The following is a 16,164-nucleotide window of genomic DNA, read 5'->3' on the forward strand; positions in this document are numbered from 1 at the left end:
CTTCCCCTACACCGATTGTCGCATGGCTGTGTTAAACTTGCGCACCTTGAATTTTTGCCCCCGGTTTCACGGGAAAAAACAGTAACTGACTCGGAGATGGGCATATGGCCAAGAAATCCCTGCGCACGCTGATCGGCGCCTCGCTGCTTGCCGCAGCAAGCCTGGTTCAAGCGGACGACCCCCGTGTTGTTGCCATCACACAGATTGTTGAACACCCGGCACTGGATGCCGTACATGAGGGTGTTAAGGACGAACTGGCCGAGCGCGGCTATCGCGAAGGCGAAAACCTGCGCCTGATGCACGAAAGTGCCCAGGGCAACTCAGCCATTGCCTCTCAGATTGCCCGCAAGTTTGTGGGTGAAAACCCGGATGTAATCGTGGCCATTGCCACACCGTCCGCACAAACCGTTGCCGCCGCAGCCCGTAACGTGCCCGTGGTCTTCTCTGCCGTGACCGATCCGGTTGCCGCCAAACTGGTACAAAGTTGGGAGTCCCCTGGTGCCAACATCACCGGGGTAAGCGATATGCTGCCCATCGAGAAGCACCTGGACATGCTGCAGCGTGCAATGCCCGACGCCAAGCGCATCGGCACCGTTTACAACCCTGGCGAAGCCAACGCCGCCGCGCTGATTGAACTGCTGGAAGAACGCCTGCAGGCCCGCGGTCTGGAGCTGGTTAAAGGTGCGGCCACCAAGACTTCTGAAGTGCTGGGCGCAGCCCGCTCCCTGGTAGGCAAGGCCGACGCCATCTACCTGACCACCGATAACACCGTGATCAGTGCCGCCGAAGCGGTTATTTCCGTTGGCGAACGAGCCAAGATCCCGGTTTTTGCTGCCGACACCGCCACCGTTGAGCGTGGCGCGGTGGCCGCTTTGGGCTTCAATTATTACAACCACGGCCGGCAGACCGGCGCCATGGTCGCACGCGTACTGGAAGGTGCCGGCACAGCCGACATGCCGGTTGAAACCATGGAAGAACTGGATCTGTATGTGAACCCCGAGGCCGCCGAGCGCATGGGCGTCACTCTGCCCGAAGACCTCATTCAGGAAGCCGTCAAAGTCGTCAAAAACGACAAGTAACGCCTGACCAACACGGGCGGACCCCAAAAGGGCCCGCCCGTTTTCTTTCACGGTGAAAAACTACCCATGCTCAGTGAAATCGCATTCTACGGTGCTCTCGAAACCGGCCTGATCTACGGCCTGGTTGCCTTTGGTATCTATCTCTCTTTCCGTGTTCTCGACTTCCCCGACCTGACGGTGGATGGCAGCTTCCCCCTGGGCGCCGCCGTCGCCGCCATGTTGATTATTGAAGGCTGGAATCCCTGGCTGGCAACTGGCTGTGCGGTACTGGCCGGCATGGCCGCCGGTGCCGTAACCGCCATCCTGAATGTCAAACTCAACATTCTGAACCTGCTGGCCTCCATCCTTACCATGATTGCGCTCTACTCCGTGAACCTGCGCATCATGGGCCGACCGAACGTGGCCTTGCTCACAGAAGAAACCGTACTGACTCCCTGGTACGACCTGGGCCTGGCTTTCCATCAGGTCCCGGTGCTGCTGTTTACCCTGGTCGCCATTGTGTCCCTGATTCTGCTGTGGCGTTTCATGAAATCCGAGACCGGCCTGGCCATGCGTGCCACTGGCGCCAACGCCCGCATGGCTCGTGCCCAGGGCATTGCGACCGGTGGCATGATCATTCTCGGGGTTGCTCTCTCCAACGGTCTGGTGGGCCTGGCCGGTGCCCTGTTTGCCCAGAGCCAGGGGGCAGCAGACGTCACCATGGGTGTAGGCGTAATCGTGATCGGCCTCGCCTCACTGATTGGCGGTGAAGCCGTTATCACCCCCTCCACCGTGGTACGCGCCCTGTTGGCGTGTGTGGTGGGCGCCATCATCTACCGACTGGCCATTGCCTTTGCCCTGAATGCCGATGTTCTCGGCCTGCAGGCACAGGATCTGAATCTGATTACCGCGGTTCTGGTTACCCTGGCCATCGTACTGCCTGGCGTTCGCACCAAGATTGCCAGTCGTTTCACCAGCAAAAAGGCCTGAGGAGGCACTATGATCAGCGCAACCGATCTGCGGCTTACCTTTGGCAAAGGCACCCCGCTGGAAAACCCGGCCCTTCGGGGCATGAGCCTGACGGTAAACCAGGGCGAATTCGTGACGGTCATCGGCAGCAACGGCGCCGGCAAATCCACCTTCCTGAACGCCCTCGCCGGCGAAGTCATGGTGGACAGCGGTCAGATTATCGTCGACAACCTGGACGTTACCCGGCTGCCTACCCATAAACGGGCGGCGCGGGTTGCCCGGGTGTTCCAGGACCCCCTGGCGGGCACCTGCGAAAACCTGTCCATTGAAGAGAACCTGGCACTGGCCATCAAACGTGGCCAAAGCCGAGGCCTCACCAGTGCGGTAAAAAAGCAGTATCTCGGGCAGTTCCGGGAAAGCCTTGCCACGCTGAAACTGGGCCTGGAAAACCGCCTGGGCGACAAAATGGGCCTGCTTTCGGGCGGCCAGCGCCAGGCCGTCAGCCTGCTGATGGCCAGCCTGACGCCCTCCAGCATACTGTTGCTGGATGAGCACACTGCCGCACTGGACCCGAAAACCGCCAACTTCGTGCTGGAACTCACCCAGCAGATCATCGAGGAGCAGGAGCTCACCGCCCTGATGGTCACTCACAGCATGAAACAGGCACTGGAAGTCGGCAGCCGTACGGTGATGCTGCACCAGGGCCAGGTGGTATTCGATATTGCCGGTAAGGACCGGGACGGACTGGAAGTGAAAGACCTGCTGGGCCTGTTCGAGAAACAGCGCGGCCTGGAGGTGGACGACGACAGTCTGTTGTTGGGTTGAAACAGCCGACAGACAAAAACGGGGCCCACGCGGCCCCGTTTTTGTTTCTACTTAGCCATTTTAGTGGCCGTAGATCACCATCTGGGTATTGGTAATGGCCAGGTCGTCCATAAAGATGCTGCCAATGGACGTACCACCCACCAGCACACCGCCAATGGTCATGTCAGCGCGGAACGAATCCATATCGACCGCAAGGCTGTCGACACCCAGGCTGTTAGAGCCCTTGTAGATATCGAGGTCCACCTTGGCGAACAGGTCCGGAATGTTTTTGTTGCGAACCGGATCATAGGTATCACCGGTCAGGCGCAGATCCCGGATGCCCACCGCCAGGAACGGTGCATCGAACTCCAGGTTATCAATCGCTATATCGGCGCGCAGGTTCATCACGTCGGTATCCGCATCAATCTCGATATTGGCGCCGCCCATCAGAATGTCAGCGGTGAAATTATCAAGGATGGTGGTGGAGTCTGTGGTGCCAACCAGATTCCACTGGTCGGTGGAGACCCGCACATCCACCGCACCGAACATCTGCGGCAGCACGTTGATGATGGCATCGCCGTCACTGAGCACATCGATTTCAATGCGGATGTTGTCCAGCAGGTCGGTTTGCTGGGCAGCGCCGCCCATCAGGTTAACGCCCAGTTCCGGAAACAGGTCGGTCCGGTTGGTACCGCCCACGAAGATGTTGTTGATCTCAAGCGACCCCTCATCGGTGTAGATGAACCGATCAATGTTCAGCTTGGTCTCCAGTTCAATGGTCACACCCGCCTGGCCGGTGATGTTTCCCATCGTGGTTTCATCCAACGGTTGAAACGCCAGGGCCGCAGGGGGCGCCCCGGCAATACACAGCGCAAGAACGGTAGGTTTCAGGCCTTTCATTGTTCTTTTCCTTTTATAGTCGTTATCACTTCCTGTGGGCCACTGCAGTATTACGACGCCACTTTCATACTCTACCGACACGTCGTTTTTGGATACGTGCAGAAGTCACAAAAACCTGCATTCCAGAACTTTTCAGGCGCACACTTTTTAACCACAAGATGTAGTGACATGCAGAGAATCCGTTAATGGCGCGGCTTCCCGCAGATTCAAGAACTTTTCCATTGATTTTCTTTGCCCACAGGCGCCAATCAATAGTTGCTCTCTTATTCACAGAACACTATATCCTGTTATACTTCCCAAAAAATAAGCCCATATATAGGGTCAGCTACGCCAACACCTACTGATTGTCAAGCAGTAGAAATGCCAGCAGACACAAGGCTGGCTGCAGTGATCAACACAGAATTCCGGTTATGGAAGGCAGTCTTCCCGGCCAGGCACGGACACCATATATAGTGATTCTGCTGGCCAGATAACCCATGAAGTACCAGAAACACACAGGGGTAAGGCGCTGAGGACGGCGTCTTCAAAAAAGAGACATACTGAAAACCGAGGGTGGCAATGAACGCTAAGGCACAGGCAGTGATCACAACGATTCCCATGCAGGAAGCTTCGCTGGATATCTGGAGCAGCAAGTACCAGCTCAAGACCAAGACCGGCGAGCCTGTCGACAAAGACATCAACGCAACCTACGAGCGCGTGGCCAAGGCCCTGGCCGAGGTTGAGAAAAAGAATGTACGCGACAAGTACATGAAGGAATTCCTGTGGGCCCTGCAAAACGGCGCCATCCCCGCCGGCCGCATTACTTCCAACGCCGGAGCCGAAGCCCACAAGCCGGCCACCTCCACCATTAACTGCACCGTATCCGGCACCATCCAGGATTCCATGAACGATATCCTGGAGAAAAACCACGAAGCGGGCCTCACCCTCAAGGCCGGCTGTGGTATCGGTTACGAATTCTCGACCCTGCGCCCACGCGGTGCCTATGTCGCCGGCGCGGGTGCCACCACCTCCGGCCCGCTGTCGTTCATGGATATCTTCGACCGCATGTGCTTCACCGTGTCTTCCGCTGGTGGCCGCCGCGGTGCCCAGATGGCCACCTTCGACGTACACCACCCGGACGTGATCGAATTCATCCAGGCCAAGCGTGAAGACGGCCGCCTGCGCCAGTTCAACCTGTCCCTGCTGATCACCGAAGACTTCATCGAAGCCGTGCGCAACGGCGACGACTGGCACCTGTCCTTCCCGGTTACCCAGAAAGAAGCCGACGACGAAGGCCTGGACCTGACCGACGCCAGCCAGTTCGTCTACCGTGACTTCCCGGTACAGGAAGGCTACGTGGTGAACAACGAAGGCAAGGTCGCCTGCCGCATCTACAAAACGGTCAAAGCCCAGTTCATCTGGGACACCATCATGACCAGCACCTACGACTACGCCGAGCCAGGTTTCATCCTGATCGACAAGGTCAACCAGATGAACAACAACTGGTTCTGCGAAGACATACGCGCCACCAACCCCTGTGGCGAGCAGCCCCTGCCCCCGTACGGCAGCTGCCTGCTGGGCTCCGTGAACCTCACCAAGTTCGTTGAGTACCCGTTCACCGAGAAAGCGAGCTTCAACTACGAGAAGTACCGCAAAGTGGTGGGCACCTTCACCCGCATGCTGGACAACGTAGTCGAAATCAACGGCCTGCCCCTGGGCGAACAGCGCCATGAGATCACCTACAAGCGTCGCCACGGTATGGGCATTCTGGGCCTGGGCTCCACCCTCGCCATGCTGCGCATGCCTTACGGCTCTGACGAGTCCGTTAAGTTTACCGAAGAAGTGGTTCGTGAAATGGCGGTAGAAGGCTGGCGCCAGTCCCTGGCCCTGGCCGAAGAGAAAGGCCCGGCGCCAATCATGGACGACGAGTTTGAAGTAACGCCGAAGATGATGACCAAGTGCCCGAAACTGGCCGAAGACGGCATCAAGGTGGGCGACAAGGTCAAAGGCAAGGTACTGCACGCCAAGTACAGTGCCTACATGGGCCGTATTGCCGAAGTAGAGCCGGAGCTGGTAGCCAAACTGGCCGAGAAAGGTGGCCGCTTCACCCACCACACCTCCATTGCCCCGACCGGCACCATCAGCCTGTCCCTGGCCAACAACGCCAGTAACGGCATTGAACCGAGCTTCTCTCACCACTACGCCCGGAACATCATTCGTGAAGGCCGTAAAACCAAAGAGAAGGTAGACGTATTCAGCTTCGAACTGCTGGCCTACCGCCACCTGGTGAACCCGGGCGCCATGCCGTTCTCCGATGAAGAAGACAAGAAGCTGCCCAGCTACTTCACTACCTCCGACGACGTAACGCCCACGCAACACGTCGACATCCAGGCTGCGGCACAGAAATGGGTAGATTCCTCCATTTCCAAAACCGCTAACGTTCCTACAGAATTCCCGTACCAGGATTTCAAGGACATCTACCTGTACGCCTACGACAAGGGTCTGAAAGGCTGCACCACCTTCCGCTTCAACCCGGAAGCGTTCCAGGGCGTACTGGTTAAAGAGAAAGACCTTGAGAACACAATGTATGAGTTCACCCTGGACGACGGCAGCAAAGTGACCCTGCGCGGCAACGAACAGGTAGAGTACGACGGCGAAATTCACACCGCCGCCAACCTCTTCGACGCGCTGAAAGAAGGCACTTACGGCAAGTATTAATCCGGGAACCGACAGACAGGAATTACGAACATGACAGTGAAAATCAGCAACAAGATCGTCGGCTACCGGGTAAAGAAAGCCGATACCGAGACTACGGGTGAACACCAGGCACCGGTGAAAGCCGACACCAAACCGGTGGAGATGAACGAGAACATCGAACGCCCGGATTTCCTCCTGGGCACCACCTACAAGATCAAGCCGCCGGTGGCCGAGCACGCGATGTACATTACCATCAATGACATCCTGCTGAACGAAGACACCGATCACGAAAGCCGGCAGCCGTATGAAGTGTTCATCAACTCCAAATCGATGGAGCACTTCCAGTGGGTTATCGCCCTCACCCGCGTTATCTCAGCGGTGTTCCGCAAAGGTGGTGACGTCACTTTCCTGGTGGAAGAGCTGCGCAGCGTGTACGACCCCAACGGCGGGTACTTCAAGAAGGGCGGCGTGTTCATGCCCTCACTGGTAGCCGAGATCGGCGCCGTGATCGAGAAGCACCTGAAGGCCATCGGCCTGCTGGAAAGCGACGAGCTGAGCGAAACCACCAAACGCATCCTCGCCGAGAAACGCGCCGAGTTTGAAGCCAGCCAGAACAAGGCCACCAATGATGATTCCGGCAGCGATTACCCGGCCAACGCCACCATGTGCGGCAAGTGCAACACCAAGGCGGTGATCGTGATGGATGGCTGCGCTACCTGCCTGTCTTGTGGCGACAGCAAATGCGGTTAAGGTGATTGACCGCTGAGTGATGAAAAGGCCCGGTTGCGGAAGCTTCCGGGCCTTTTTGTTGGGCGGGGAATTATCAGTGCTTCGTGATAGGCTGGCACATATGCCCGTGTGCGAAGAGTAAATGCAACCAATCAATTAGGTCCATTCAGGTTCTACACCGTCTTTGCGGGCATTACACATTGCAGGAGGCATCGTGATAGTCATCTATGGAATCAAAGAACATCTTAATCCGATCAAGGCTCAGCTCTCCGAGGTCATTCACGGATGCATGCAGTCCGTACTCGGTATACCGGAAGACAAGCGGGCTCATCGTTTTATCCCGATGGAACCCGAGGATTTTTATTATCCAGGTGGCAGAACGCCCGCCTATACGGTAATTGAAATCAACATGATGCAGGGCCGAACGCCCGAGACCCAAAAAGCTTTGATCAAGGAGCTCTTCCACAAGATTGAGTCCGTGGTTGGCATCTCACCCGTGGATGTTGAGATCACAATCAAGGAACAACCTCCCCACTGCTGGGGCTTTCGTATTATGACCGGAGATGAGGCACGTGACCTCAAGTACTCGGTCAATGTGTAACAATGTGGTCAAAGCCACCCATTTGCTTCTGGGACTTCACCGCCATTCGAGGACAATTCAAGGCTTTACAGCTAGGTACGGAACGGAATTCCAATGAACCTGAAAAACCACTTTGAACTGCTCGCCACTTACAATCAGTGGATGAACTCAAAGGTCTACGATGCGGCCGCAAAGCTTTCGGCCGATGAACTGGCGAAAGATCGCGGCGCCTTCTTTGGTTCTATTCTGGGAACACTGAACCATATCCTCGTCGGAGATACGATCTGGCTCAAACGTTTTGCTACTCATCCGTCATGTCAGGTCTCGCTCCGAGAAATCGCTACCCTTGATAATCCAACTAGCCTGAACCAAATTCTCTTTGGTGATATTGCGCAATTAACAGAACATCGAACCTGGTTGGATTGGCAGATTATCCATTGGATTTCCGAGTTAACCGAAGACGATCTCGCTGTCACTCTCAGTTATCACAACACCAAAGGGATTCCGGCCAGTAAACGGTTTTCAAGCCTGGTGCTTCATTTCTTCAACCATCAAACCCATCATCGGGGGCAAGTGTCAACTTTGCTCTCCCAGGCAGGGGTGGATATTGGGGCGACTGATCTGTTGGTTCAGATTCCCGAAGAGTCTCAGGCATGACCCATCGCTTCAATTCTGCAGCCTCCCCTGCGGCACCTCAGTCCCGCGAAGGACACCAATCAGGACAACTTGTGCCTGCGTCTGCTCCTCTGGTCAGCATCATCACCCCCACCTTCAACCGTGAGCGCACCATCACGCAAGCGGTCGAGTCTGTGTTGGCCCAATCCTATCCCCACTGGGAGTTGATCATCGTTGATGATGGCTCCCGGGATGGCACCCGTGAGAAGCTGGCCAGTTACCTGGATGATGACCGCATCCACTACCACTTTCAGGAAAACCAGGGCCAGAGCATTGCCCGCAACCTGGCGCTTCAATATGCCCGGGGCGAATTACTGTGTTTTCTGGATTCCGATGACCTATGGGTGCCTAAAAAGCTGGAACGGCAAGTGGCGCTGATGCAGGCTCACCCGGAGGTGGATGTCCTTCACAGTGATGAGATCATGATCGACGAACAGGGCCGGGAGTTGTCCCGCAAGAATATGCGCCGGTACTCGGGCCGGATTGCTCGCCAGATGCTGGTGGACAACAGCGTGAGCATCAACACGGTAATGGCGCGGCGGGAATGTTTCGATGCCATGGGCGGGTTTTCCGGCCGCTACGGCGTTGCCGACGACTACGACATCTGGCTGCGTTTTTCAGCCCGTTTCACCTTCCTGTATGTGCCCGAGTACTGGGGTTATTACCGGGTGATGGCAGACCAGATTTCCAGCGACAAGAAGCGCCGATTTGCCGCGAACGAAGCCATCATTCGTGATTTTATCGAGGAATACGGAAGTACACTCAAGCCCGGTGACATCCGCTGGGGCCTGGCCCGCTTCTATTGCCGGAAAGCCCGTCATTTTGCGACGGTTGGCAAATCTGCGACGGCCTGGCGCGCGGTTGCTCAGGCGTTGCGGTATGCTCCCCTGGATTCGGTGGTATGGCGCACCGTTTATCGGGTGATCTTTCCCCGCCGTGGTGCGAGACCAGATTGACATTGGTAGCCTCCCAAACTGGCTTTCATCAAAAAAGGAATGACCATGAAATGCCCAAAATGCAGAAACACCGACCTGAAACCCACCAAAATTGAGGATGGCCTCCCGGTTATGGGTTGCCCGGACTGTGAGGGTGCCTCGCTGTCATTGCTCTACTATCGCGACTGGGCGGAACGAAATGCACCGGTCGATCAGAGCGAAGCCGTAGACGCGGATGTAACCGTCGAAAACGATGCCAAAACCGCCCTCTCCTGCCCCAAGTGCAGCAAACTGATGACCAAGTACTCGGTATCCAGCGAGCACAAGAACCGTATCGATCTCTGCGCATTCTGTGATGAGGCCTGGCTCGATGGCAGCGAATGGACGTTACTCAAGTCCCTGGAACTGGCACACAAACTTCCCAAGGTTTTCACCGACCAATGGCAGCGAAAGGTTCGGGATGAAAAGATGGAGAGCAAGAAAGTCGAGCGCCTGAAAAAACTGGTTGGAGAAACCGATACCACCAAGGCCGTTGAAATCAAGGATTGGCTGAAGAATCACAACAGAAAGGCCGCTATCGTTCAGTTTATTGCCTCGGAGTGATCGGCTTTTAGCAGGCAACTCTGGATTCCCCTACTCTTGCGGCACCGGCAACTATCCGCGTCGCGTCATAAGGCGGTCGCTCATGGCTAAAGCAATGAACCAAACACGATGGCAAACCCTGATGAGCGCTCTGGGGCTCCCGCCTTCAGCAGCGTGTTATGACACACTCCATGCCGCCTACTCAGAGAAACACCGGTTCTACCATACCGTCGACCACATTGCTGCCATGCTTACCCACTTTGACGGCGTAAAGGAAATCGCTGAAAGGCCGGAAGAGCTGGAGCTGGCCATCTGGTTCCACGATGCCATCTACAAGCCCCTGTCGAAGACTAACGAGCTGGACAGCGCAAACTGGGCACAGGCGTTCCTGACTGCTCACAGTTACGGTAAGGCAGGCATCGAGCGCGTGCACAACCTCATCATGGCCACTATGCACAATGGCAACGTGAAGACGCCGGACGAGCAGCTGATTGTAGATATCGATCTTGCCATTCTGGGCGCCCCGCCCGAGGTGTACGATCAGTTTGAGCGTAACGTACGCAAGGAATACAGGCTGGTGCCCGGGTTTATCTACCGCAAGAAGCGAAAGGAGCTGCTTCGGTCCTTTCTGAGTAGTGGCAGCATTTACAACCTTGAGCTGTTTAAAGAAAGATACGAAGATCAAGCAAAACAGAACCTCCGCAGAGCCATTGGCACGTTGTAGACTGCTCTGCTTAATCAGCGGATAAAAAATTGTGATTGGTTTCTACCGCTCTGGCGCGGGTGAAATCTCCTATCTCTGGTACGCAGTGCCGATTCTGTTATTTGCAAGTTATTGCCTTTACGTCAAGCTGTGCATCAAACGCCAGTGAGTGGCGTCGTGTCGAAAATCTTCAATACCGGCTCGCCCGCAGTCAGTATGGTGAAACTCCAACACCATTGGAGGAGATGAACGATGACTGAACGCGCGAACTATATCGGGCTGGCACCCAGAGCCATGCAGATCCTGTTGGATCAGGAAGCCTATCTCAAAGAGCAGTTCAGCGAATCCAACATCCTGAGCACGGCGTTGTGGGAGCTGCTGAAGCTACGGGTATCGCAGATTAACCAGTGCGCCTTTTGTGTGGATATGCACAGCAAAGATGCCCTGGCCCAGGGCGAAACGATTGAACGATTGATTGGCTTGAGTGCGTGGCGGGATATGCCGATGTACTCAGCCACAGAGCGCGCGGCTCTTGGGTGGGCGGAGCATCTTACCCAGGGCAAGCCGGTGGACGACCACTGCTATGACAAAGCGGCAACGGTCTTTGGCGAAAAAGGGCTGGTTGATGTAACCGTCGCGGTGAACGCCATTAACAGCTGGAACCGGATCGTCAAAACCTTCAAGCCAGAGGTAGGCAGTTATAAACCCAAGTAACCTCCGCAAACCTGCGTTCGACTTTCAGTTGTCCTGTCCATCGGGCCCGCTGTCGGCCTTTGTTCAGGGGCTTTGGTCTGCGACCGTCTCTGAATCGGCAGCGGAACCGGTGGCAAAGCTGCTGCATTCTGAGGCGTGCAGCAGCATCTGGTTTAATCTCGTGGGGGACGTGCGAATTGGGGGTACAATAATTCCTGAAGGGGTTGTTGTGTTGCCGGTTGAGAAGGTGGCCGCCCGGGTATCACTGGCGCCGGGATCAGAGCTCGCGGGGATTCGCTTTCAGCCGGCCATCGGTTATGGCCTGATCCGCCAGCACTTTGGCCGGCCAACGGCGCTGACCGGCGACCCGATACATTTGCCCGGCCTACTTCCGCTCTTCTCCCGCCTCAAAACCTGTCACGACAACGTGAGCCGCGTGGGCACGTTGCAGAGCTGGGCCGAGAACAACTTCCGGCTCACCCGGCTCATTCCCGGCGCACTGCAGCAGGCTCTGGACTGTATGAGAGATGATGCGGAACCGGGCTCGCTCACACAACACCTGGAAATCAGTCAGCGCCATGTGGAACGCCTTTTCAAACACTGGATGGAAATGACGCCCAAGCAGTACCAGCGCATTCTTCGGGTGAAACGGGCCATCAATTACATTCGTGAGCATGGCCAGGTCAACCTGGCTGAAATAGCTCACCAGTTCGGCTTCAGCGACCAGGCCCATATGACCCGGGAGTTTCGTGCGATTGCGCGTATCACGCCGGGCAAGGTGTAATCACTGAAAATGAGGCATGAGGACTGGAATCCCCCTACTCATTTTTCGTAGCCTGTTCTCAGGTTCATATGCAGCCCCCGACCAGTGCAGATCAGCAAACTTGGAGTTGTCTCTTATGAAGGGAATCAAAAGCGCCTGCGCGCTAATCGTCCTCACCTTATTCTCCGCTCTGACTCAAGCTGCCACCGCTGTCGAAATGGCCAGGCAGGCGTATTTCTTGATTGAGCGTGACCCTCTCGATCTTGATCAACGCAATGAAGCGAGTTATCTCATTCAGCGAGCCAACTTGTTGGACGGCGACGAACCATGGGTAGCGGTTGCCCAATCACGCCTGACTCTGGTGAGCGGCTACAAGGTTGGGCAACGACACGATCGTCGCGCCTATGAGGAAACCGCCGTCAGCACGGCAAGGCAACAGGCTGAACGCGCGGTTCGTAACGGGCCGAATCTGGCCATGGCACACGTTCAGTTAGCCATGGTGCTCATTATTCAAGGCGAACTACGTACGGCCTGGGATCATTTGAATACCGCAGACTCACTGGATGAACAGAGCTTCTACCCCTGGTACCTGCGGACGGTTATCGCGATACACCACAAAGACGAAAAATTCGCCGCAGAGGGTTTCAAAGAAATCGAGAGCAGAGCATCCCAGAAGTATCAGAAACGGCTGTTGCTTCAGGAGCGCATGCGGTTGGCCAAGGCTACTAAAAACCTTGAGGAGCGGGATAGGCTGTATCAGGAAATGATCGATCTGGACCCGGACTATGCCTACGCCTGGGGCAATTACGGTTCATTTCTATTGGGCCAGAAGCGTTACCGGGAAGCCGTTCATAACCTGAAGCGAGCCGTAGAGTTGAAACCCTACGGGCTCGCGGTGAGCCAGTTAGCGGAGGCACGCAGGAAGCGGAATCAGGCGTTTTGATTCGTGGCCAGTCTGCTTGCAAACGATGCATGCTAATGTGCAGGCTTTTCTAATCGGCCGACGTAACTTGCGGCGGAACTTAAAACAGAATAGCTTGAACATCTATGGTTAAACCTTGAAAGGAGCTCAATCATGCAAAGGATCGCATCACTCAAATTCGGTTTGCTCGGCCTTACAACGCTGTGCCTGCTTCCAGGCATTACCCAGGCCGGCGGCCCGTCTCCCGAACACTACCTCAAAAACAGCCCGATGGTATTGGAGGTTCGCTATTGCGAATGCCAGGCCACAGAGCCAGGCAAGGCTCCCACCGAATTACGCCCGGCGTTTCTGGAACAATCGCGTCTACTGAAAGTTGACGTAGACCCTGACGGCAAGGGCTTTGTGTCGTCACCTGAAATGACACTGGACTTTGAACTAAGAGCCCTGCCGGAATCCCCCGAGGATTTCATGCTTAGCTTTGCCGGCAATTATGTGGCCGGCCAGCAAAATAGCACCAGCACCGGAGAGGTATTGCTAAAGGACGATCAGTGGCTGAATCTGTTCGGCTCCGAGCATGTAAGAGAAAACAGCACGCAATACGGCGATGTTGCGGTAAGACTTATTTCCGGAGACTTGCAAGCCAGGTAGTAGTGATACACTTGCAGCCCGCCATTAAAGCCCACTTTGAACTGGTTCCACGAGACGCTCATGGTTAAATCGATCGCTTTGGCGGGGCTTATTGTCCTGCTTCTGGCTCTGATTGTTTTTCAGTACGCCATAACCTCTGTGCCCAGCCTTGAGCCACCCATCACCGTGAGTGATGCCCGGCACGTAGATGACAACAACTCCTTGCTGGTGTCGCTCACCGGAAGCGATGGACAACGTTTCACCCTGGGGCTGCGGGGCGATATTGAAGACAAACCGGAGGAAACCGCGCTGTTTTTCATCAGCCGCCCGAACCTGGTGCCCTACGTGTACTGGCCTGGATTCCGCAGTAATGACGAAAAGCGGGTTCTGAATTTGTTGGCTTCTTGGGAAAAAAACCGAAAGGCGCCTTCTGAAGGCGCAGAACATGCGGCGTATCAGATTTATTCAGTGTTAAAGGATCGAAACTAACCCCGAGCTCTAGCCCGGGGTTAACTTAAAGCTCAGGCTTACGAGCAAGAGCCGCAGCAGGTACCGCCCTCACCGTGCCCACCCTTTTTTGGCTCGTCGTTCTGCGTCTCCGCAGTACCACTTGCCTCGACGTGTTCAACGCCATTGCTTTCAGTTTCTGCGTCTTCTTTCTTGAAAATATTCACGAATGACAGGGCCATTTGGACTCCTCGGTTTACTACTGGATTTAACATTCATTTTTTATGAATGTTATTGGGAGACATCCGTTCGGTCAAGCAATTTACACCTCAGGTAACCTCAAATTTGATTCCCGTGCCGGAGCCTCTATACAGAGTCATGCTGAAGACAATACCATCAGGGTTTCCCCAAAGCTCAGGGAACTCGACGGAAGCCGCGCGGATTCCAGGCAGTCTTACCTGGTTCAATTTGTTCAAAGGACGAAGCCACTACTATGAAAACCATAGGCCTCATCGGTGGAATGAGCTGGGAGTCCACCCAAACCTACTATCAGTTGATCAACCAGAAAGTCCGGGACGAGCTGGGCGGGCTGCACTCAGCACGACTGGTTCTCTACAGTGTGGATTTTGCCGAGATCGAAGTCCTGCAACATCAGGGAGACTGGGCGGCGACCGGGGAAATTCTTGGTGCGGCCGGCAAGGCGTTGGCTGCGGCAGGGGCCGATTTCTTTGTGTTGTGCACGAACACCATGCACAAAGTGGCAGATAGTATTGAGAAGGCTTCTGGCCTGCCCATGCTGCACATTGCCGATGCGACAGCTGATGCGCTTAATCGCGATGGGATCGATTGTGTCGGCCTTCTCGGCACAAAATTCACCATGGAACAGGCATTCTACAAGGGGCGCCTGGAGAACCGGGGCATTCGCGTTCTGGTGCCGGATGATGCCCAGAGGGCATTGGTGCATACCGTCATTTATGACGAGCTTTGCCGTGGGATTATCCGCGAACCTTCCAAGCAGGGCTATCTGCAGGTGCTGGACTCGCTGGCCGCACGGGGAGCGCAAGGTATAATACTGGGTTGTACCGAAATCGGCTTATTGGTGCAGCAGGCTGATACTGCCATTTCGCTTTACGACACCACCCGCATCCACGCTGAGCAAGCCGTGGCGCACGCGTTAGCGTGACCAGCGCAGCCATTTCAGCCGCCACAGTTTAGCTCCTCATTCACTTGGTGATGGTTTTAACACGTTCTATGAAAAGCTGGCTGCTTCTTGGTCTGGCCATTGTGGCCGAAGTGATTGCTACCTCGGCCCTGAAATCCAGTGACGGATTCACCCGCCTGCTGCCAAGTGTTGTGGTGGTGATCGGGTACAGTGTGGCCTTCTATTTTCTGGCGCTGGCCATCAAGGTGATTCCAGTGGGGATTGCCTATGCCGTCTGGGCCGGGCTGGGCATTGTATTAATTTCGCTCATTGGTTGGTTACTGCTCGGTCAAAAGCTGGATTTTCCTGCGGTTGTCGGTATGCTGCTGATTGTAGCCGGCGTATTGGTTATCAACCTGCTTTCCAACACAGGTGCACACTGAACCGACATGAGTACCGTAACTTCGATCACTATTCGTAAATACCGGATTCAGGATCTGAGCCCGGTGGTTCGCCTATTCACCGATTCCGTGCACGAGCTAACGGCAGGTGCCTACGACGAAACCCAGCGTTATGCCTGGGCTTCACGCACGCCACATCTGGATACCTGGCGCGAGCGCCTGGAGTCTCTGGAGACCCTGGTGGCAGAAGAAGGCTCAGATCTCGCCGGTTTCATTTCCTATGAAAAAGATGGCCATATTGATCTGGTATTCACCGCCCCGAACTATGCCCGTCGCGGCATTGCTTCTGCCCTTTATCACGAGGCGGAACAACAGCTGAAAGACTTGGGCGTAACAGAACTCAAGACCGAGGCCAGCGTGGTCGCCCGGCCCTTCTTCGAGCGCCACGGTTTTGAGGTGGTGGATGAGCAGCGAGTCACGGTGCGTGGCGCCCAGTTCCTGCGGTACCTGATGCGTAAATCTCTGTAGACCAACCTTCACCCTGTCCTGATATTGCAAA

The 16,164-nt window shown here is 55.6% G+C and carries 21 protein-coding genes; 18 read left to right on the forward strand and 3 right to left on the reverse strand.

Features of this window, described 5'->3' with window-relative positions:
* Window positions 1–104: 104 nt before the first annotated feature.
* The 3 genes from ACF8YQ_RS09985 to ACF8YQ_RS09995 all read left to right on the forward strand — a co-directional run bounded on the left by ACF8YQ_RS09985 (window position 105) and on the right by ACF8YQ_RS09995 (window position 2,852).
* Window positions 105–1,079, forward strand: a complete 975-nt coding sequence (locus ACF8YQ_RS09985) for an ABC transporter substrate-binding protein (protein ID WP_396621275.1) — start codon at window positions 105–107, stop codon at window positions 1,077–1,079.
* 66 nt (window positions 1,080–1,145) lie between these two features.
* Complete coding sequence (locus tag ACF8YQ_RS09990; RefSeq protein ID WP_014421769.1) at window positions 1,146–2,048, forward strand: ABC transporter permease; 903 nt, start codon at window positions 1,146–1,148, stop codon at window positions 2,046–2,048.
* Window positions 2,049–2,057: 9 nt separating this feature from the next.
* A complete protein-coding gene (locus tag ACF8YQ_RS09995) occupies window positions 2,058–2,852 on the forward strand; it encodes an ABC transporter ATP-binding protein (RefSeq protein ID WP_396621276.1) in 795 nt (264 codons plus the stop codon).
* Between the two features lie 60 nt (window positions 2,853–2,912).
* Here ACF8YQ_RS09995 and ACF8YQ_RS10000 read toward each other — a convergent pair whose 3' ends face one another.
* Complete coding sequence (locus ACF8YQ_RS10000) at window positions 2,913–3,731, reverse strand: DUF6160 family protein (RefSeq protein WP_121206340.1); 819 nt, start codon at window positions 3,729–3,731, stop codon at window positions 2,913–2,915.
* Between the two features lie 64 nt (window positions 3,732–3,795).
* Complete coding sequence (locus ACF8YQ_RS10005) at window positions 3,796–4,002, reverse strand: hypothetical protein (protein ID WP_147232538.1); 207 nt, start codon at window positions 4,000–4,002, stop codon at window positions 3,796–3,798.
* A gap of 287 nt (window positions 4,003–4,289) precedes the next feature.
* Between ACF8YQ_RS10005 and ACF8YQ_RS10010 the strand changes: the two genes are divergently transcribed.
* The 12 genes from ACF8YQ_RS10010 (at window position 4,290) to ACF8YQ_RS10065 (ending at window position 14,105) form a co-directional block, all read left to right on the forward strand.
* Window positions 4,290–6,428: an adenosylcobalamin-dependent ribonucleoside-diphosphate reductase gene (locus ACF8YQ_RS10010; RefSeq protein ID WP_014421772.1), complete on the forward strand. Its 2,139-nt coding sequence runs from the start codon at window positions 4,290–4,292 to the stop codon at window positions 6,426–6,428.
* Window positions 6,429–6,458: 30 nt separating this feature from the next.
* Window positions 6,459–7,157 (forward strand): NrdJb, encoded by a 699-nt coding sequence (locus ACF8YQ_RS10015; protein WP_396621277.1) that lies wholly within the window; start codon window positions 6,459–6,461, stop codon window positions 7,155–7,157.
* A 193-nt stretch (window positions 7,158–7,350) separates the two neighbouring features.
* Window positions 7,351–7,737, forward strand: a complete 387-nt coding sequence (locus ACF8YQ_RS10020) for a tautomerase family protein (protein WP_396621278.1) — start codon at window positions 7,351–7,353, stop codon at window positions 7,735–7,737.
* A 93-nt stretch (window positions 7,738–7,830) separates the two neighbouring features.
* The gene (locus tag ACF8YQ_RS10025; RefSeq protein ID WP_396621279.1) at window positions 7,831–8,373 is read left to right on the forward strand and encodes a DinB family protein; all 543 of its coding nucleotides are present in this window, start codon (window positions 7,831–7,833) and stop codon (window positions 8,371–8,373) included.
* Entirely contained in the window at window positions 8,370–9,347 is a 978-nt protein-coding gene (locus ACF8YQ_RS10030) for a glycosyltransferase (RefSeq protein WP_396621280.1), read from the forward strand. Before ACF8YQ_RS10025 ends, ACF8YQ_RS10030 begins: the two co-directional genes overlap by 4 nt.
* A gap of 45 nt (window positions 9,348–9,392) precedes the next feature.
* Window positions 9,393–9,929 carry a hypothetical protein gene (locus tag ACF8YQ_RS10035; RefSeq protein WP_396621281.1) on the forward strand — a complete coding sequence of 179 codons (537 nt, stop codon included), beginning with the start codon at window positions 9,393–9,395 and terminating at the stop codon, window positions 9,927–9,929.
* 82 nt (window positions 9,930–10,011) lie between these two features.
* Complete coding sequence (locus ACF8YQ_RS10040) at window positions 10,012–10,632, forward strand: hypothetical protein (RefSeq protein WP_396621282.1); 621 nt, start codon at window positions 10,012–10,014, stop codon at window positions 10,630–10,632.
* A gap of 231 nt (window positions 10,633–10,863) precedes the next feature.
* The gene (locus ACF8YQ_RS10045; protein WP_396621283.1) at window positions 10,864–11,325 is read left to right on the forward strand and encodes a carboxymuconolactone decarboxylase family protein; all 462 of its coding nucleotides are present in this window, start codon (window positions 10,864–10,866) and stop codon (window positions 11,323–11,325) included.
* A gap of 208 nt (window positions 11,326–11,533) precedes the next feature.
* Window positions 11,534–12,088, forward strand: a complete 555-nt coding sequence (locus ACF8YQ_RS10050; protein ID WP_396621284.1) for a helix-turn-helix domain-containing protein — start codon at window positions 11,534–11,536, stop codon at window positions 12,086–12,088.
* Between the two features lie 115 nt (window positions 12,089–12,203).
* On the forward strand, window positions 12,204–13,010 hold the full coding sequence (locus ACF8YQ_RS10055; protein ID WP_396621285.1) for a tetratricopeptide repeat protein: 807 nt from the start codon (window positions 12,204–12,206) through the stop codon (window positions 13,008–13,010).
* 132 nt (window positions 13,011–13,142) lie between these two features.
* Window positions 13,143–13,637, forward strand: coding sequence for a hypothetical protein (locus tag ACF8YQ_RS10060; RefSeq protein WP_396621286.1), 495 nt, complete (start codon window positions 13,143–13,145; stop codon window positions 13,635–13,637).
* Window positions 13,638–13,697: 60 nt separating this feature from the next.
* Entirely contained in the window at window positions 13,698–14,105 is a 408-nt protein-coding gene (locus tag ACF8YQ_RS10065; protein WP_396621287.1) for a hypothetical protein, read from the forward strand.
* A gap of 38 nt (window positions 14,106–14,143) precedes the next feature.
* Here ACF8YQ_RS10065 and ACF8YQ_RS10070 read toward each other — a convergent pair whose 3' ends face one another.
* Window positions 14,144–14,305, reverse strand: a complete 162-nt coding sequence (locus tag ACF8YQ_RS10070; protein WP_222533636.1) for a CCGSCS motif protein — start codon at window positions 14,303–14,305, stop codon at window positions 14,144–14,146.
* 251 nt (window positions 14,306–14,556) lie between these two features.
* Between ACF8YQ_RS10070 and ACF8YQ_RS10075 the strand changes: the two genes are divergently transcribed.
* From ACF8YQ_RS10075 to ACF8YQ_RS10085, 3 genes are all read left to right on the forward strand, one after another.
* Window positions 14,557–15,246 (forward strand): aspartate/glutamate racemase family protein, encoded by a 690-nt coding sequence (locus ACF8YQ_RS10075; protein WP_396621288.1) that lies wholly within the window; start codon window positions 14,557–14,559, stop codon window positions 15,244–15,246.
* Window positions 15,247–15,314: 68 nt separating this feature from the next.
* A complete protein-coding gene (locus tag ACF8YQ_RS10080; protein ID WP_113879638.1) occupies window positions 15,315–15,647 on the forward strand; it encodes an SMR family transporter in 333 nt (110 codons plus the stop codon).
* Between the two features lie 6 nt (window positions 15,648–15,653).
* Window positions 15,654–16,133, forward strand: coding sequence for a GNAT family N-acetyltransferase (locus tag ACF8YQ_RS10085; protein WP_396621289.1), 480 nt, complete (start codon window positions 15,654–15,656; stop codon window positions 16,131–16,133).
* The last annotated feature ends 31 nt before the right edge of the window (window positions 16,134–16,164 follow it).

Source organism: Marinobacter sp. W-8, from assembly GCF_044342215.1.
In the GTDB taxonomy this organism is placed as follows: Bacteria; Pseudomonadota; Gammaproteobacteria; order Pseudomonadales; family Oleiphilaceae; genus Marinobacter; species Marinobacter nauticus.

Excerpts from the sequence above, each read along its gene's own strand:
- ACF8YQ_RS10070 (WP_222533636.1), bottom strand. The coding sequence starts at position 14,305 with ATGGCCCTGTCATTCGTGAATATTTTCAAGAAAGAAGACGCAGAAACT.
- ACF8YQ_RS10085 (WP_396621289.1), top strand. The coding sequence starts at position 15,654 with ATGAGTACCGTAACTTCGATCACTATTCGTAAATACCGGATTCAGGAT.
- ACF8YQ_RS09990 (WP_014421769.1), top strand. The coding sequence starts at position 1,146 with ATGCTCAGTGAAATCGCATTCTACGGTGCTCTCGAAACCGGCCTGATC.
- ACF8YQ_RS09995 (WP_396621276.1), top strand. The coding sequence starts at position 2,058 with ATGATCAGCGCAACCGATCTGCGGCTTACCTTTGGCAAAGGCACCCCG.
- ACF8YQ_RS10000 (WP_121206340.1), bottom strand. The coding sequence starts at position 3,731 with ATGAAAGGCCTGAAACCTACCGTTCTTGCGCTGTGTATTGCCGGGGCG.
- ACF8YQ_RS10010 (WP_014421772.1), top strand. The coding sequence starts at position 4,290 with ATGAACGCTAAGGCACAGGCAGTGATCACAACGATTCCCATGCAGGAA.
- ACF8YQ_RS10025 (WP_396621279.1), top strand. The coding sequence starts at position 7,831 with ATGAACCTGAAAAACCACTTTGAACTGCTCGCCACTTACAATCAGTGG.
- ACF8YQ_RS10075 (WP_396621288.1), top strand. The coding sequence starts at position 14,557 with ATGAAAACCATAGGCCTCATCGGTGGAATGAGCTGGGAGTCCACCCAA.
- ACF8YQ_RS10015 (WP_396621277.1), top strand. The coding sequence starts at position 6,459 with ATGACAGTGAAAATCAGCAACAAGATCGTCGGCTACCGGGTAAAGAAA.
- ACF8YQ_RS10045 (WP_396621283.1), top strand. The coding sequence starts at position 10,864 with ATGACTGAACGCGCGAACTATATCGGGCTGGCACCCAGAGCCATGCAG.
- ACF8YQ_RS09985 (WP_396621275.1), top strand. The coding sequence starts at position 105 with ATGGCCAAGAAATCCCTGCGCACGCTGATCGGCGCCTCGCTGCTTGCC.
- ACF8YQ_RS10040 (WP_396621282.1), top strand. The coding sequence starts at position 10,012 with ATGGCTAAAGCAATGAACCAAACACGATGGCAAACCCTGATGAGCGCT.
- ACF8YQ_RS10035 (WP_396621281.1), top strand. The coding sequence starts at position 9,393 with ATGAAATGCCCAAAATGCAGAAACACCGACCTGAAACCCACCAAAATT.
- ACF8YQ_RS10060 (WP_396621286.1), top strand. The coding sequence starts at position 13,143 with ATGCAAAGGATCGCATCACTCAAATTCGGTTTGCTCGGCCTTACAACG.
- ACF8YQ_RS10080 (WP_113879638.1), top strand. The coding sequence starts at position 15,315 with ATGAAAAGCTGGCTGCTTCTTGGTCTGGCCATTGTGGCCGAAGTGATT.
- ACF8YQ_RS10030 (WP_396621280.1), top strand. The coding sequence starts at position 8,370 with ATGACCCATCGCTTCAATTCTGCAGCCTCCCCTGCGGCACCTCAGTCC.
- ACF8YQ_RS10065 (WP_396621287.1), top strand. The coding sequence starts at position 13,698 with ATGGTTAAATCGATCGCTTTGGCGGGGCTTATTGTCCTGCTTCTGGCT.
- ACF8YQ_RS10055 (WP_396621285.1), top strand. The coding sequence starts at position 12,204 with ATGAAGGGAATCAAAAGCGCCTGCGCGCTAATCGTCCTCACCTTATTC.